Origin of the sequence: Clostridium sp. K04 (assembly GCF_019734375.1) — a bacterium.
Classification (GTDB): Bacteria; Bacillota; Clostridia; order Clostridiales; family Clostridiaceae; genus Clostridium; species Clostridium saudiense.
In genome coordinates this window covers 68,199-82,500 of record NZ_JAASHD010000011.1, presented here as the reverse complement: position 1 = coordinate 82,500, position 14,302 = coordinate 68,199, and the positions used below count along the sequence as shown (strand labels likewise).

General features: G+C 30.5%; 12 protein-coding genes and 15 tRNA genes. 2 read left to right on the top strand and 25 right to left on the bottom strand.

Annotation, left to right across the window (positions count from 1 at the left end):
• Positions 1-390 precede the first annotated feature (390 nt).
• Positions 391-467, top strand: a tRNA-Arg gene (locus HCG70_RS06505).
• Between the two features lie 49 nt (positions 468-516).
• Here the strand turns inward: HCG70_RS06505 and HCG70_RS06500 are convergent.
• From HCG70_RS06500 to HCG70_RS06450, 11 genes are all read right to left on the bottom strand, one after another.
• Entirely contained in the window at positions 517-780 is a 264-nt protein-coding gene (locus tag HCG70_RS06500; protein WP_070098873.1) for an ATP cone domain-containing protein, read from the bottom strand.
• A 262-nt stretch (positions 781-1,042) separates the two neighbouring features.
• Entirely contained in the window at positions 1,043-1,408 is a 366-nt protein-coding gene (locus tag HCG70_RS06495) for a single-stranded DNA-binding protein (RefSeq protein WP_042403076.1), read from the bottom strand.
• A 76-nt stretch (positions 1,409-1,484) separates the two neighbouring features.
• A complete protein-coding gene (locus HCG70_RS06490) occupies positions 1,485-2,273 on the bottom strand; it encodes a glycerophosphodiester phosphodiesterase family protein (RefSeq protein ID WP_055292337.1) in 789 nt (262 codons plus the stop codon).
• A gap of 137 nt (positions 2,274-2,410) precedes the next feature.
• Positions 2,411-3,784, bottom strand: a complete 1,374-nt coding sequence (locus HCG70_RS06485; RefSeq protein WP_055277954.1) for a carbohydrate ABC transporter substrate-binding protein — start codon at positions 3,782-3,784, stop codon at positions 2,411-2,413.
• A gap of 115 nt (positions 3,785-3,899) precedes the next feature.
• Positions 3,900-5,312 carry a phosphoglucomutase/phosphomannomutase family protein gene (locus tag HCG70_RS06480; protein WP_042402690.1) on the bottom strand — a complete coding sequence of 471 codons (1,413 nt, stop codon included), beginning with the start codon at positions 5,310-5,312 and terminating at the stop codon, positions 3,900-3,902.
• Between the two features lie 4 nt (positions 5,313-5,316).
• Complete coding sequence (locus tag HCG70_RS06475) at positions 5,317-6,447, bottom strand: phosphotransferase enzyme family protein (protein ID WP_055277953.1); 1,131 nt, start codon at positions 6,445-6,447, stop codon at positions 5,317-5,319.
• Positions 6,429-7,364: a sugar phosphate nucleotidyltransferase gene (locus HCG70_RS06470; RefSeq protein ID WP_055277952.1), complete on the bottom strand. Its 936-nt coding sequence runs from the start codon at positions 7,362-7,364 to the stop codon at positions 6,429-6,431. The genes HCG70_RS06475 and HCG70_RS06470 overlap by 19 nt, the downstream gene beginning before the upstream one ends.
• 18 nt (positions 7,365-7,382) lie before the next feature.
• Entirely contained in the window at positions 7,383-7,541 is a 159-nt protein-coding gene (locus HCG70_RS06465; RefSeq protein ID WP_156327501.1) for a DUF6903 family protein, read from the bottom strand.
• 108 nt (positions 7,542-7,649) lie between these two features.
• A complete protein-coding gene (gene gnpA / locus HCG70_RS06460; protein ID WP_221697569.1) occupies positions 7,650-9,809 on the bottom strand; it encodes a 1,3-beta-galactosyl-N-acetylhexosamine phosphorylase in 2,160 nt (719 codons plus the stop codon).
• Positions 9,810-9,821: 12 nt separating this feature from the next.
• The gene (locus HCG70_RS06455; protein WP_042402703.1) at positions 9,822-10,679 is read right to left on the bottom strand and encodes a carbohydrate ABC transporter permease; all 858 of its coding nucleotides are present in this window, start codon (positions 10,677-10,679) and stop codon (positions 9,822-9,824) included.
• A gap of 93 nt (positions 10,680-10,772) precedes the next feature.
• Positions 10,773-11,666 carry a carbohydrate ABC transporter permease gene (locus HCG70_RS06450; protein ID WP_042402697.1) on the bottom strand — a complete coding sequence of 298 codons (894 nt, stop codon included), beginning with the start codon at positions 11,664-11,666 and terminating at the stop codon, positions 10,773-10,775.
• A 200-nt stretch (positions 11,667-11,866) separates the two neighbouring features.
• On the opposite strand from HCG70_RS06450, the gene HCG70_RS06445 reads away from it, so the two are divergent.
• Positions 11,867-12,736: an AraC family transcriptional regulator gene (locus tag HCG70_RS06445; protein ID WP_042402700.1), complete on the top strand. Its 870-nt coding sequence runs from the start codon at positions 11,867-11,869 to the stop codon at positions 12,734-12,736.
• Between the two features lie 43 nt (positions 12,737-12,779).
• Here the strand turns inward: HCG70_RS06445 and HCG70_RS06440 are convergent.
• The 14 genes from HCG70_RS06440 to HCG70_RS06375 all read right to left on the bottom strand — a co-directional run bounded on the left by HCG70_RS06440 (position 12,780) and on the right by HCG70_RS06375 (position 14,298).
• A tRNA-Gly gene (locus HCG70_RS06440) sits at positions 12,780-12,853 on the bottom strand.
• Between the two features lie 129 nt (positions 12,854-12,982).
• A tRNA-Gly gene (locus tag HCG70_RS06435) sits at positions 12,983-13,057 on the bottom strand.
• A 5-nt stretch (positions 13,058-13,062) separates the two neighbouring features.
• Positions 13,063-13,146, bottom strand: a tRNA-Leu gene (locus HCG70_RS06430).
• A 7-nt stretch (positions 13,147-13,153) separates the two neighbouring features.
• Positions 13,154-13,229: transfer RNA gene (locus tag HCG70_RS06425), tRNA-Lys, on the bottom strand.
• Between the two features lie 6 nt (positions 13,230-13,235).
• Positions 13,236-13,310: transfer RNA gene (locus tag HCG70_RS06420), tRNA-Gln, on the bottom strand.
• A 3-nt stretch (positions 13,311-13,313) separates the two neighbouring features.
• Positions 13,314-13,389, bottom strand: a tRNA-His gene (locus HCG70_RS06415).
• Between the two features lie 14 nt (positions 13,390-13,403).
• Positions 13,404-13,479 (bottom strand) — tRNA-Lys (locus HCG70_RS06410).
• Between the two features lie 5 nt (positions 13,480-13,484).
• Positions 13,485-13,561: transfer RNA gene (locus HCG70_RS06405), tRNA-Arg, on the bottom strand.
• Between the two features lie 126 nt (positions 13,562-13,687).
• Positions 13,688-13,761 (bottom strand) — tRNA-Gly (locus HCG70_RS06400).
• Between the two features lie 130 nt (positions 13,762-13,891).
• Positions 13,892-13,966, bottom strand: a tRNA-Gly gene (locus HCG70_RS06395).
• A gap of 5 nt (positions 13,967-13,971) precedes the next feature.
• Positions 13,972-14,055: transfer RNA gene (locus HCG70_RS06390), tRNA-Leu, on the bottom strand.
• Between the two features lie 7 nt (positions 14,056-14,062).
• Positions 14,063-14,138: transfer RNA gene (locus HCG70_RS06385), tRNA-Lys, on the bottom strand.
• Positions 14,139-14,144: 6 nt separating this feature from the next.
• Positions 14,145-14,219, bottom strand: a tRNA-Gln gene (locus HCG70_RS06380).
• A gap of 3 nt (positions 14,220-14,222) precedes the next feature.
• Positions 14,223-14,298: transfer RNA gene (locus HCG70_RS06375), tRNA-His, on the bottom strand.
• Positions 14,299-14,302 lie beyond the last annotated feature (4 nt).

Below are 14,302 nucleotides of genomic sequence, written 5' to 3'. Positions count from 1 at the left end.
TCACTTTCGTGTCAACATTTTTTTGAACTTATTTTTTCAAGTTTTTTTAACTTGTTTCAGTTCTTAAATGTTTCCCTCAAGGACAAGGACTATTCTATCACAGCTTTTCCGCCTCAAATATATTATAAGTATAATTATTAAAATTTATTCATCATTTACTATGTTTTTTCGTTATTTTTCTCTTTTTTTCTATTATTGATACACCAGGTATAGAGTATGGTATAATCTATAGTATTTTTTCTGTTTTCTACATTCCAATAGTTATTTTTATCTATTTATAACTTATATATACATAATATGCTTATCAATAAATTTGCTAAATATTATATAAAAAAACTAATTTTATAGAATTTTATATTTTTTAATATTATAATAAGTAATATATTCTATGCACCTATAGCTCAGTTGGATAGAGTGCTGGACTTCGAATCCAGGCGTCAGGGGTTCAAATCCCTTTAGGTGCACCATCTAAAAAAGGTATCGCATTATTAATGATGCGATACCTTTTTCATATTATTATATACCTAAATAACTATTTATAACTTTTCCAAAATTATTATTCTTTAAAACACTTAAAGTAACTCCCACAATCTCATAGCTACTCGTAAGATCATTATCCTTACATGCAACTGACAATTCTTTCATTATTTCATTACATAATAATTTTATATCTGAATTATTAAAAACAATGTTTATATCACTTGCTGAATTTTTTATACTTCTTTCTAACTTCTGTATTTGGAAATCTTCAAACTTCCCATTTCTTTTTACAACTCTCATATGTACCCTACCCCTTTTTTCTTTCATAATATACTCTTATACTTATAAAGTAATAATTTTTTTAAGACCTTATATTACTTTATATTTTACTCCACTTAAATTCGCTGTTCAATAGTTACCAATTTATGAATTTACTATAAAATAATATTAACTATATAAATAAACCTAATAAACAAAAATAAAAACTTCAAATTTACCAACAATTATTTTCTATAAAATAATCTAAAGTAAATTTGAAGTTTTATTATGTCATTATTATATATTAAAATGGAACTTCTTCCTGAATTACTTCATTAACAGCTTTTTTCTTACTATCAATAAAAGTAAATTCACTTAATATTATGTCTACCTTGTATTTCTTTTCACCTTCACTATTTAAATAACTACTAGTTCTTAATTTCCCTTCAACGGCTAGCTTACTTCCCTTACCAACATTATGAGCCAATATTACAGCCTTCTTACCAAATGCTACTACTTCAACAAACGTTGCAATTCTTTCATTCTTTCTAACACTGTACTCATTAATTGCTAAAGTAAATCTAACATACTTTCCTTCACCTTCATCATTCTTATACTCTTTTAACTCTAAATCATTTACCACATTACCAACTAAAGAAACTTTATTCATATTTCTAACCTCCAAGAATTATTTATTTTAATTCTTGACAAGCTTTCTTGTTATTATACATATAAATTATATTTTTTTATTTTAATTTATAATCACTAGTAATCATATCTACACCTATACCTATAAGCATATTAGCCTCTTCTTCAGTCTTTACATCCCATACATTAACTACTGCTCCATTTTCATGGGCTAGACGTACATTTTCAGCAGTTACTCTATCTTTTCTAACATCTATTCCATAATTACCATACTCTTTTAATAAATTAATATTTTCTAAACTTATATCACTTAAATATTGAAATTGAATCTTATAACTATACTGTCTAATATATTTTATCCATTCATATGATGTTGAAATTATTATAGATTCATCTTCTAGTCCATGCCCCTTAATCTTATCCACAACTTCTTTTACATTATTAACATTTATATCCTTAAACTCAATTACTGGAACTAACTTATTTTTTTTACAGCAAATTAAATATTCATCTAAAGTAGGTATCTTTAAATTTTTATACTTTTTAATATTATTTCCACTATCAATATTTAGTGCCTTAACCTCAACTAAACTCATACTCTGAATTTTACCAACACCGTTTGTCATTCTATCAACATCATTATCATGGAATATAATAAGACTTCCATCCCTAAGTGAATACAAATCACATTCAGCTCCCCACATTCCAAGATCTGCTGCTTTCACAAAAGAGGGAATTGTATTTTCTGGTTCATATGCACTTGCACCCCTATGTCCTATTAATTTTACATCAATATTTTCATGATTGAATGCCTTAATACTACTACTAGGTAATATTAATATTAAAGTTAATATTAATACCCTAAAACCCTTATTAATTATTTTCATTTTACCTCTTCCTTCTTTTATACCTTTTTCATATTTTCCTCCCCTAACTATTAAATATATTATTAATCTTTATCGTCCTAAAAATACACAAATAATGTCATAAAAATAGGCGTTACTTCCGTAACGCCTAAATAATACTATTTAATTATAGCTTCTCTTAATTTATCAGATGCACTTGTTAATGCAGTTTGCCAATCTTCTACAGTTTTAGTTCCATTCATTATAGAATCAATGATTAATATATAAGAATCATTCCAAACTAATCCTTCAACTGGCTCTGTTGCTGCAAATCCACCCATAACCGGTTTTGCTCCATTATCATAAACACTTAACATCTCAATTTGTAAATCATCTAAATATTTACTAGCAATATCAATTGCCCCTTCTACAGGAACTACTGACTTACCTAATTCAGCAATTATTCCAACAGCTTCATCACTATACATATAAGCCATGAATTCTTCTGCTAATGATGTATTAGCTGCATCAGCCGGTATATACATTTGTTCAAAATAGTTATAAGAATACATATCTCCACCATCTTCAAATGCTGGATATGCACTAAATCCCCATTCAAATCCATCTGCTCTAGGGGCATCTTCCATTTCACTTGGTAACCAATCACCATTTGGAATAAATAAAGCTTTATTATCTAAAATTAATTGTTGATTCTTTTTAAAGTTATCACCATTTGCATTTGCCACTACTGAAGGTTCTGTATAATCTTTTAATTTTGCTATAATTTCTAATACTCTAGTTGCATCATCTGAAGTCCAGAATCCCTCTTCATAATTCATTGCTTTATTAAATGCCTCTATTCCTCCAGAAGCAGCTAACATTGCTGGCATTACAGAATCAAAATATCCTGCTGTTGGATATGCAAATAAATAAATGCCTTCTGACTTAGCCTTATCTCCTAAAGCAAAGAACTCGTCCCACGTCTTTGGTACTTCGTATCCTTTTTCTTCAAATAATCCTTTGTTATAAAACAATCCAGTTGGACTATAAAATAAAGGTGCTAAATAAACTTTTCCATCACCATATGGAGCTGTAGATGAAGTTTCTAAAAATCCTGGTAATATTTTATCTTTTACAGTAACATCTTCACCTGGTACAGTCATATTCATAACATTAGTTAAGTCATGCAGAGCTTGTTCATTTATAAAAGTTTCTGTTAAAGCCTCTGGTCTTCCAGTTGCTAAATATATTAAATCAGGTACATTTCCACCTTGAATTTGAGGTCTAATTATTTCTTCTAAATTAGAAGCAGCTGTTAATTCAACTGTAACCCCTTCATGACTTTCTTCAAACTTTTCAGCAAGCTTATTCCAATGTTCAACTCCACGCCCACCATCTAATGCAGCTATTTTTAAAACTGTTTCTTCAGTAGCTGAAGTTGCAGCCTCTTCATCAGTCTCACCTTCTTTACTCGATGTTGAGCTCCCACAACCTGCAAATAATGTTGCCACCATAAGTGCACTTAATATCATTGACAATTTCTTAAACTTCATAAAATTCTCCCCCTCACCTTTTATAACTATATATTACATAATTGTAAACGTTTAATCAATAAGCTTATTGTTATATTTTTTAGTTATTTTGCGTTTTTAGCAATTTAACTTTATTTTACAAATTAAACCTTTCTTCAACTATTTTTCTTATTTCCTCTGCCTTTTCTAAAGTATCCATTTCAGCAAATACCCTTAATACAGGTTCTGTTCCTGAAAAACGAACTATTATCCAACCACCATTTTTAAAATAAACCTTATATCCATCTTCATACGAAACTCTTTCAACATCATAATTAAATTCAATTGGCTCTCTCTTAGCCATTAATATATCAATAAGATCTTGCTTTTTCTTTTGGGTCATTTTATAATCCCTTTCAGTCATATATAATCTTCCATATTCATTACATATATCTTCATATATTTCCGATAAAGATTTTCCTGTTACCGCTATCATTTCAACTAATAATGAAGCTGCATAAACACCATCCTTTCCTTGAATATGACCTTTGACTGTTAATCCCCCACTAGATTCTCCACCTATTATTGCATTAGTTTCTATCATTTTTGAAGAAATATGCTTAAAACCAACTGGCACCTCATAACATTCTTCTCCAAAGCTTTGTGCAACTCTATCTAAAAGTTCTGTCGTAGCAATGTTTCTAACAACAGGTCCATTCCACCCCTTATATTTTAATAAATAATAATATAATAAAACTAAAATATCATTTGGATGTAGGAACCTTCCGTTATTATCTATTACACCAAGCCTATCTGCATCTCCATCAGTAGCTATCCCAATATCATATTTTCTATCTATAACATAATTTTGAAGAGATTTTAAATTAGCTGCATTTGGGGTAGGTAGTTTTCCACCAAATAAAGTATCATGTCTTTCATTAATAACATCTAATTCACACCTTGCAGTTGCAAGTATAGTTCTAAGTGATGTTTGACTTACACCATACATTGGATCTAAAACAACCCTTAAATGTGCATTTCTAATTGCTTCTACATTTATTTGAGATAAAATACAGTCTATATATTCATTAAATGGATTATCATAAATTATTAATTCTTTTTCTATAGCCTCTTCAAAATCTATTGATTTTAACTCTTCATTTTCATATTTAGAAATATAATTTTCAACATCATTTGTTACTATTTCATCTGCATCCTTTCCTCCCTTAGTAAATAGTTTTACCCCATTATAAAGTGCAGGATTATGACTTGCAGTTATTGCCATTCCATAGTCTAAACCTAACCTTTTAACTTCAAACATAATTAATGGCGTAGGCACCCCTCTGTGAATAAACAAAACTTTAATTCCCTCATATGCTAAAACTTCTGATATCCACATTGTAGCTTCTTTTGATAAAAATCTTCTATCATATCCTACAACTATAGTTTTATTTTCAACCTTTTCATCTTTCATTTTTCTAGCCACAGCTCTAGCTAATTGCTGAACATTATCTTTTGTAAAATCCTCTCCAATTATTGCTCTAAATCCACCAGTACCAAATTTAATCATACTATCACACCTCTACTATATTATTACTTAAACATTTATTTACTATATTTTTCATTTCATTTAACTTTTCTTCTATATCCTTAACAAGTTTAAGTTGTGTTCTAGTCCTATCAAGATTTTGATCATTATAGTTTGTTTTATAATAAACATCTCCATTTAAATAATCTGTTAAAAACCTAATTCCCTGTTCTAATGTAATTATTTTTACTGCCATCGGTAATAATTCAATTTCTTTTTCAGTTAAACTATTTGCTGTCCCCTCTAAAAAACCTTTTGTAAATGCTTCAAAAAATTCTAAATCAATAAATACTTTGTTTAAATCCTTTTCATCCTCCGAAACATGTGTTGCTCCACTTCTAATAGCATCTCCAAAATCATATAAAGAAAGTCCTGGCATTATAGTATCTAAATCTATAACACAAATCCCTTCCTTGGTTTTTGCATCCATAAGAATATTACTAATTTTAGTGTCATTATGTGTTACCCTTAATGGTAATTTACCTTTCTGAAGTAAATCCACTAAAATTGATGTATCACTCTTTCTTTCAATAATAAAGTTAACTTCATTTATTACATTATCTAATCTATTTGCCTTATTTCTTTCAATAGCATTTATAAATGATTTATATCTTTCTTTTGTATTATGAAAATTAGGTATTGTTTCATATAAACTTTCTGCATTATAATCTATTAGCATATTTTGAAACTCTCCAAATGTTTTTCCTACTTTGTAGAAATCTCCTGTTGATTCACTAACATCATAAGTTACTGTGTTCTTAATAAATTTAATAACTCTCCAGTAATTCCCCTTGGAATCACAATAAAAACTCTTGCCATCATTAGTTAGAACTACAGTAATAGTCTGCCTATCTATATCCCCACCTCTTTTGCAAATTATATCTTTTAGATAATCACATACATTACAATAGTTTTCCATTAACTTATTAACATTTTTAAAAACTGAATTATTTATTCTCTGAAGAATATATTTATTTTTACTACCCTTATCATTACAAACAACTAAGAAAGTATCATTAATTATTCCACTTCCAAATGGTGTTACCCTTATAATATCTCCCTTGAAATTAAATTTTTTTAGCGCTTCTACTGTTTTATCTAAACATTTGTCACACATTTCGCCCTAATTTCCTCCCATAAATTCTTATGATAAACCCCTTCCTTAATCAGATTTTCAATAGCACATCTTACAATGTATTTATCTTCTTTATAAGTTACCCCATACCATTTATCCCCTGATTCCATAACCTTAACAGATATTCTATTCTCACTTAATAAATTACTTACAACTGAAGGTATAAAATACTCACTCTTCTTTGGATTTAATTTAACCTCTGTATCTAAGAATTTTTTGAATCCAACTTCTAATTCTTCAAATATGTTAGTATTAAATGCCCACATATTCATTGATACAGTTGAATTGTAATCAAGTTCTGCCCAATTTTCATCATCCTCTGTATAAAAAGCTGCCTCCCCCTTTTTTATTATTTTTGTCCTTTCAACTACTTCTTCTAAGTATCCGCTTTTAACCTTACAAACCCCTCTTGCAACATGCCCATTTTCTGAAAGTGTATTACTCAACTTATACCCTATCATTCCATACGTATTTTCATCTTTATTATTGATTAAAAACTCATATATCTTTCTAAATGCCTCTTGCCCATAAAAATCATCTGCATTTATCACTACAAATGGTGCATCCACAATATCTCTTGCACACAATATAGCTTGTCCAGTTCCCCACGGTTTTGTTCTTTCATTCGGAACTTTATATCCCTTTGGGAGATTTTCTATTTCTTGAATTGCATATTTTACTTCTGCATATTTCTCTAATTTATTTCCTATAAGATTCTTAAATTCAGCTTCAATTTCTTTTCTCAAAATAAATACTATTTTTTCAAATCCTGCTTTTATAGCATCATGCACAGCTAACTCTAATAATACCTCACCATTTGGCCCAATTTTGTCTATCTGCTTTAATCCACCATATCTACTTCCTAATCCAGCTGCCATTATTAATAATATTGGTTTCATATATATTCTCTCCCTCCTTTATTGATATTTTCTATTGTATAAATATAACTCTGCAAGCAAACATGTTAATCCTACCAACATAATAAACAATCCCTTATATCCATGAATCGCATTTCCTTTTATAACTAAGAATACCGATACTATAAATACTAAACTATAGATTACTTTTTTAATCATAAAATCACTCCTATAGGTAGTTATGAATTTTTAGTTAGAAGTTATGAGCTATCTTTTCAATTTAGCCTTTATAACACAATTCATTAATTAACCACTAACTTCTAAACACTAACTAATTTTGCTCCATTTAATTTCCCCTGGCTGTAATTCAAATTTTATTTTATTGCCACTTCCATCATATATAATTGTACTTTGCTTTTCATGGGAGTTATTAATTACAGCATATTTATTACTTTCTAAATATGCTGATACTTCACAATTCAAATTATCTGCATACCATTTTTTCATTTCCTTTTCCTTATGTGATGCATAAAAACAACTTCTCATAAGTATACGGGTATTTTGAAGTGAATATGGAAGTCCTGCAATATATACTGCTCTTCCTTTTCCGTAGTCATTTGAAGACATCAATAAATCTCCATTTCTATAACAAATTATTTCTGTTTCTTTACTCTTTGAATAAATATTTTTTTGCCCTTCACCAAAATCAATTTCTTCAATAACATCTTCTGTAATGAAATGTTTATCAAGTTGCGTATTGAAATATTTATCTGTACTTAATGAGAATCCTAATTCTTTATCTACGCCTAATGCTTCTGCTAATTGAAAGAAATGTCCTCCTTCTAATACTGCTGAAGGTTCCCCTACTCCAACAAAACCTCCACCATTATAAATCCATTCTCTTAAAGTACTTATTATTTCTTTATCAAGCCACTTATCGCCTCCGCTAAATGCAGTTCCTGCATCTCCAGCATTAATTATCACATCTATGTCACTTGAGATTCCGTTTTCCTTGATATCATCAAAGCTTATAAATTCAACATCAAAATTCATACCACTTAGTGATTCTATTATTCCTAAGTAAGTATATATTTGCTTATACCATAATGCATGTGCAACCATATGAGTTTGCCAACTTCTTAGTTTTCCCCAACAATTAAGTACTCCTACCTTTAATCCGCAGTAAGGCTTATTTCCTCCAATATTATCATATATTTCTCTAAATTCATCACAAACGTTTTCAATATAATCAACAAACTTCGGAAACTTATATGCTAATGATAAGTATCCCCCATATCCAATTCTATCTACAGGTTTTCTCATTAAGGCTCTTCTTGCAGTTACCCAATTTTCTCTCGCTTCTATTGTAGGATCATTCCCTTCATAAAATGTATCTGGAAAGAAATATGGTAAGAATCTCCCCTCTGTATATTTGACACCTGGAATATCTGAAATCATTCTAAGTGTTGCTCCACCACCAACAGAGCCAACTATTCCATCTATTCCTATAGAAGAAAAATATTTTCCATAAGGCTCTGTACCGATCCAATTATCACCTAAAAACATCATAGCTTCCCTTCCATCCTCATGCACAATATCTACAAGTTTTTTCACATTTTCTGCAACAAATTTTTGTTGAAAATCAATATAATCTAAATATTCTCTAGAAGGAACTCTAAATGAAGAATTATAATATCCTTGATCAACAATATGCTCTGGCCTTAATGCATAACCTTTTTCCTTTTTAAATTCTTCTAAACACTCTGGACTTACACTTGAGCTATATCCAAACCAATCTACAAACTTTTCTTTAGCTAAATCATTAAACACTAAAGTAAAATGATAAAAGAAAGTAGTAAATCTAACTATGTTTGATTCTTTATGTTCATCAAGCCACTTATGCATAGCTTCAAAAATATATTTATTAGTTTTTGGCTTTCTTGCATCAAAAGGCATTTCATGTGGTTTATTTCCCCAGTTATTTGTAATGTGATTATACATTTGGGTTGGATCCCATATACAATAAGCCAAAAATGTTACTGTATATTCATGCCATTTAATTGTATTTTCTATAATAACTTCTTGAGTTTTCTCATTATATTTCCACAAGGAAGCATCTATAACCTCATTGCTCGTTCTATCAATTACTTCCCACCAAACTTTTATATCATGATAAATATCTGGTTGAACCTGCTGTTCAAAATATCCATCCATTATTTTTATTACTAGCTTATCTTCAGTTGCAACATGATGCTTTGTCATTAAATATGTTTGTTGTAATTCTTCTTTATTAGCCTCTGCCCATTTATTATCTCCACGAGCAACGAAATAAGTTGAATATATTCTTTCAGCCAATCCTTTTATTTCTTTTGGTAGCTTAAATCCATCACAATCTCTAATCCCATCAGCCCCCCACTTTTCAGCTATTTCCATAGTTTCTTTTATAAAATTATCATCTGTTGGTATCGTAACTCTTCCTTTACTCATCATCATTTCCCCCTATTCTTTTATACCGCCTACTGTCATTCCTTCAGTTAATTGTTTTTGCACTAAAATATAAAGTATTATTGTTGGAATCATTACTATAGCTAATCCAGCATACATTGCACCATAATCTGTTGCTGTTTTTTGTACTTGCATTAAATTCAATAAACCAACTGGTAAGGTTTTTGATGAATTAGGAAGTAATGTTAATGCTATAATATATTCATTCCAAAAAGCTAAAAATTGAAATAATATTACAGTTATAATACTTGGCTTAGCCATTGGTATTATTACTTTAATTAAAGTTTGCAAATAACTACAACCATCTATCATCGCTGCTTCTTCATAAGCTCTTGGTAAAGTTTTTAAATAATTAGATAGTAAATAAATAGTAAATGGTAGTGCTGTTGAAGCATAAACCAGAGCTAGTACAATTTTGTTATCTAAAAATACAGTCATTGATAATGGAAGTGCAAATATTTGTTTTATTGCTTTATCTGCATCTAATATTAATAAGAATATTGGCACTACAATATAGTTAACATTTATAAATAATCCTGCTGCAAATATAGTATTTAAAAGCTTTTTACTTTTAAAGTTAAATCTTGATAACACATATGCTGCTGGAATTGAAATTACTAAAAGAATTACTAATGCCAAAGCAGTTACAAATAAAGAGTTAAAAAAATATTCTCCCATATGCGATTTAATAAATGCAGTTTTAAAGTTTTCTAAATAAAGTCCTTCTGGTAGAGCCCATGGATTTCCATAAAATTCAGATTTATGTTTAAATGCTGCAAGTATCGACCATCCTAATGGTATTAATATACTTAATGCAAATAGTATTAAGCATAAATATATAAAAGCCTTCATTAATTTATTAGTTGATTTTTTCTTATTCTTTTTTGTAATTACAGGATTTATATTTAAATTACTTTCTGGTATATTTTCCACAATTACCACCCCCTAATACTCAATTACATCTCTTTCTGTTATTTTGCTAATTATTAATGATAATCCAAATGAAAATAAGAATATTACAACTCCTATTGCCATCCCATACCCATATGATGAATTACCATAAGCTTGTTTATACATATATCCTAAGAAAGATTCTGATGCTCCATCAGGTCCTCCACCAGTCATTACTTTTACAAATAAGAAACTTAAATTGATACAACTTATTATAAAGAATGTTAATGTAGTTCTTATTGTTCCCCATACAAGAGGCAATGTTATACTAAAAAATTGTTTAAACTTTGAAGCTCCTTCTAAATCTGCCGCTTCGTATAAACTTTCCGGAATACTACTCATTGCTGACATGTACATAACCATATAATAACCAACAGCTTGCCAAATCATTGCTACTGCAATACACCATACTACTGTACTTGGATTTCCAAGCCACATTCGTTTCCAATTTTCTAACTTTAATAAATCTAAAGTCGCGTTTAATATTCCTTGATTTGGATCCAAAATTGCTGAAAATATTGCTGATATCACAACTACGGATAAAATATTTGGTAAGTAAAAAATTATTCTAAATAAATTATTGAATTTAATATCCTTTCGTATTAATACTGCTGCTAATGCTATTGCTAATATTAAAGTAACAATAGTTACAAATACTATTAAAAATAGTGTATTTTGAAATGATTTTATAAACTTTTCATCTTTAAACAATATAATAAAATTATTTAATCCTACGAATTTCTTATTATTTGTTAGTCCACCCCATTTAAATAATGACATCCAAAATACATTTAAAGTTGGAATAATCATAAATACAAAAAATAAAATAAATGATGGAATAACTGATAAAGCTATAAATAGTTTTTTAGATTTACTATTCTTTTTCAAATAAAACCACTCCCCTTGTCTTTTTCTTACATCCCTTGATTTTATTTTACTTATTTGTAAACTTTTACACAACAAATTTATTGCTTATTTTTTTAGTTATATTGCTATTTCCGCAATATATCCTAAATATATTTTATTCTTTTCTATTTAATATAAATAATGCTATAATTTAGCTATTAAGCATTATTTTGAGGTGATTTATGAGTAATACAAGATATACAGTTAATGAAAAGAACATATATGATATTGATTTTGAATTGCTTTATATAAGCAAATCTAAATATGGTGATGATTGGCATAGTACATCTCATTCACATCCATTTACTGAAATTTTCTTCATAACTCATGGGCATGGATTTATGGATATAGATGATGTGATCGTTTCTATAAAGGAGGGTGACTTAATTATTATTAATCCTAACTGTTCTCATACAGAAAAATCTACTAATAATTCTTTTGATCAATTAGAATATATTGTGTTTGGAATAAATAACTTGGCTTTAGCCAATGATAATATTTCTTGTTTAGGTATTGAAGTAGAAACTCCTATTTACTATAAAATAATGAATTTTAATAATGATAAAGTTGAAATATTAAATTATTTAAATAATTTAGTGCGCGAAGTTGAAAATAAGGATTCTAACTATGAATTGGCATGCAAAAGTATCTTAACTCTATTTATTATATATATATCTAGAAAAGCTAAGTCTAATTTACTTATTACCACTAATCCCGAAAAATTAAATATTGAATGTGTTAAAATTAAAAATTATATTGACTCTCACTATTCTGAAAATATTACTTTAGATACTTTATCAAATTTGAGTTATGTGAATAAATTTCATTTAGTTCATTTATTCACAAAGCAAATGGGAACCTCACCTATTAATTATTTAATCAATAAAAGAATTGAAGAAGCTAAAAATCTTTTAACAACTACAAATCATTCAATTAGAGATATATCTACTATAGTTGGTTTTTCTAATTCATCTTATTTCAGTCAAATGTTTAAAAAAACAACTGGTGATTCTCCTAGAAATTATAAAAATTTATATTCATCTTTAAAATGATTTTAAATAAAAAAAAGACAATCTTAACGATTGTCTTTTCTAATGGAGCGGGTAGTGGGAATCGAACCCACCTTTCCAGCTTGGAAGGCTGGAGTATTACCGATATACGATACCCGCATATTTTTTAATCATTATTAACTTCGTATTACTACGTCAATTTCGTCATTGCGCTCCTCACTTATACTATATAAGCTCCGGTGCTCCTTCCTCATTTCCTTGTACTACTCGTTCCTAATGTTTTAAAATTGGAGCGAAAGACGGGACTCGAACCCGCAACATCCACCTTGGCAAGGTGGCGCTCTACCATTGAGCCACTTTCGCATAATTGGTGCAGATGAAGGGAGTCGAACCCCCACGCCAAGGGCGCTAGATCCTAAGTCTAGTGCGTCTGCCAATTTCGCCACATCTGCATTTTTTTGGTGGCTTACCGGGGAATCGAACCCCGGACACCTTGATTAAAAGTCAAGTGCTCTACCGACTGAGCTAGTAAACCGAATAATGGCAGGGATAGCAGGATTCGAACCTACGAATACCACAGTCAAAGTGTGGTGCCTTACCGCTTGGCGATATCCCTAAATGGGGTGAACGATGGGACTCGAACCCACGACAACCAGTGCCACAAACTGGCGCTCTACCAACTGAACTACGTTCACCTTATTTTTTTTAATGGTGCGCCATCACGGGTTCGAACCGGGGACACCCTGATTAAGAGTCAGGTGCTCTACCAACTGAGCTAATAGCGCATATATGGTGCGTGTTAAGAGATTCGAACTCCTGGCCCACGCCTTAGAAGGGCGTTGCTCTATCCAGCTGAGCTAAACACGCATTTCAAATTATTATTAACTTCGCATTACTTCGTCAATTTCGTCATTGCGCTCCTCACTTATGTTATATAAGCTCTGGTGCTCATTTCTCATTTCCTTGTACTGCTCGTTTCTAATACTTTAAAAATGGAGCGGGTAGTGGGAATCGAACCCACCTTTCCAGCTTGGAAGGCTGGAGTATTACCGATATACGATACCCGCATATTTTTTTAATCATTATTAACTTCGTATTACTGCGTCAATTTCGTCATTGCGCTCCTCACTTATACTATATAAGCTCCGGTGCTCCTTCCTCATTTCCTTGTACTACTCGTTCCTAATGTTTTAAAATTGGAGCGAAAGACGGGACTCGAACCCGCAACATCCACCTTGGCAAGGTGGCGCTCTACCATTGAGCCACTTTCGCATAATTGGTGCAGATGAAGGGAGTCGAACCCCCACGCCAAAGGCGCTAGATCCTAAGTCTAGTGCGTCTGCCAATTTCGCCACATCTGCATTTTTTTGGTGGCTTACCGGGGAATCGAACCCCGGACACCTTGATTAAAAGTCAAGTGCTCTACCGACTGAGCTAGTAAACCAAATAATGGCAGGGATAGCAGGATTCGAACCTACGAATACCACAGTCAAAGTGTGGTGCCTTACCGCTTGGCGATATCCCTAAATGGGGTGAACGATGGGACTCGAACCCACGACAACCAGTGCCACAAACTGGCGCTCTACCAACTGAACTACGTTCACCATA

What these genes read in the sequence shown, in the direction of transcription:
- HCG70_RS06500 (WP_070098873.1), bottom strand. Translation starts at nt 780, where the DNA reads ATGAGAGTTGTAAAAAGAAATGGGAAGTTTGAAGATTTCCAAATACAG.
- HCG70_RS06495 (WP_042403076.1), bottom strand. Translation starts at nt 1,408, where the DNA reads ATGAATAAAGTTTCTTTAGTTGGTAATGTGGTAAATGATTTAGAGTTA.
- HCG70_RS06490 (WP_055292337.1), bottom strand. Translation starts at nt 2,273, where the DNA reads ATGAAAATAATTAATAAGGGTTTTAGGGTATTAATATTAACTTTAATA.
- HCG70_RS06485 (WP_055277954.1), bottom strand. Translation starts at nt 3,784, where the DNA reads ATGAAGTTTAAGAAATTGTCAATGATATTAAGTGCACTTATGGTGGCA.
- HCG70_RS06480 (WP_042402690.1), bottom strand. Translation starts at nt 5,312, where the DNA reads ATGATTAAATTTGGTACTGGTGGATTTAGAGCAATAATTGGAGAGGAT.
- HCG70_RS06475 (WP_055277953.1), bottom strand. Translation starts at nt 6,447, where the DNA reads ATGTGTGACAAATGTTTAGATAAAACAGTAGAAGCGCTAAAAAAATTT.
- HCG70_RS06470 (WP_055277952.1), bottom strand. Translation starts at nt 7,364, where the DNA reads ATGAAACCAATATTATTAATAATGGCAGCTGGATTAGGAAGTAGATAT.
- HCG70_RS06465 (WP_156327501.1), bottom strand. Translation starts at nt 7,541, where the DNA reads ATGATTAAAAAAGTAATCTATAGTTTAGTATTTATAGTATCGGTATTC.
- gnpA (WP_221697569.1), bottom strand. Translation starts at nt 9,809, where the DNA reads ATGAGTAAAGGAAGAGTTACGATACCAACAGATGATAATTTTATAAAA.
- HCG70_RS06455 (WP_042402703.1), bottom strand. Translation starts at nt 10,679, where the DNA reads ATGAAGGCTTTTATATATTTATGCTTAATACTATTTGCATTAAGTATA.
- HCG70_RS06445 (WP_042402700.1), top strand. Translation starts at nt 11,867, where the DNA reads ATGAGTAATACAAGATATACAGTTAATGAAAAGAACATATATGATATT.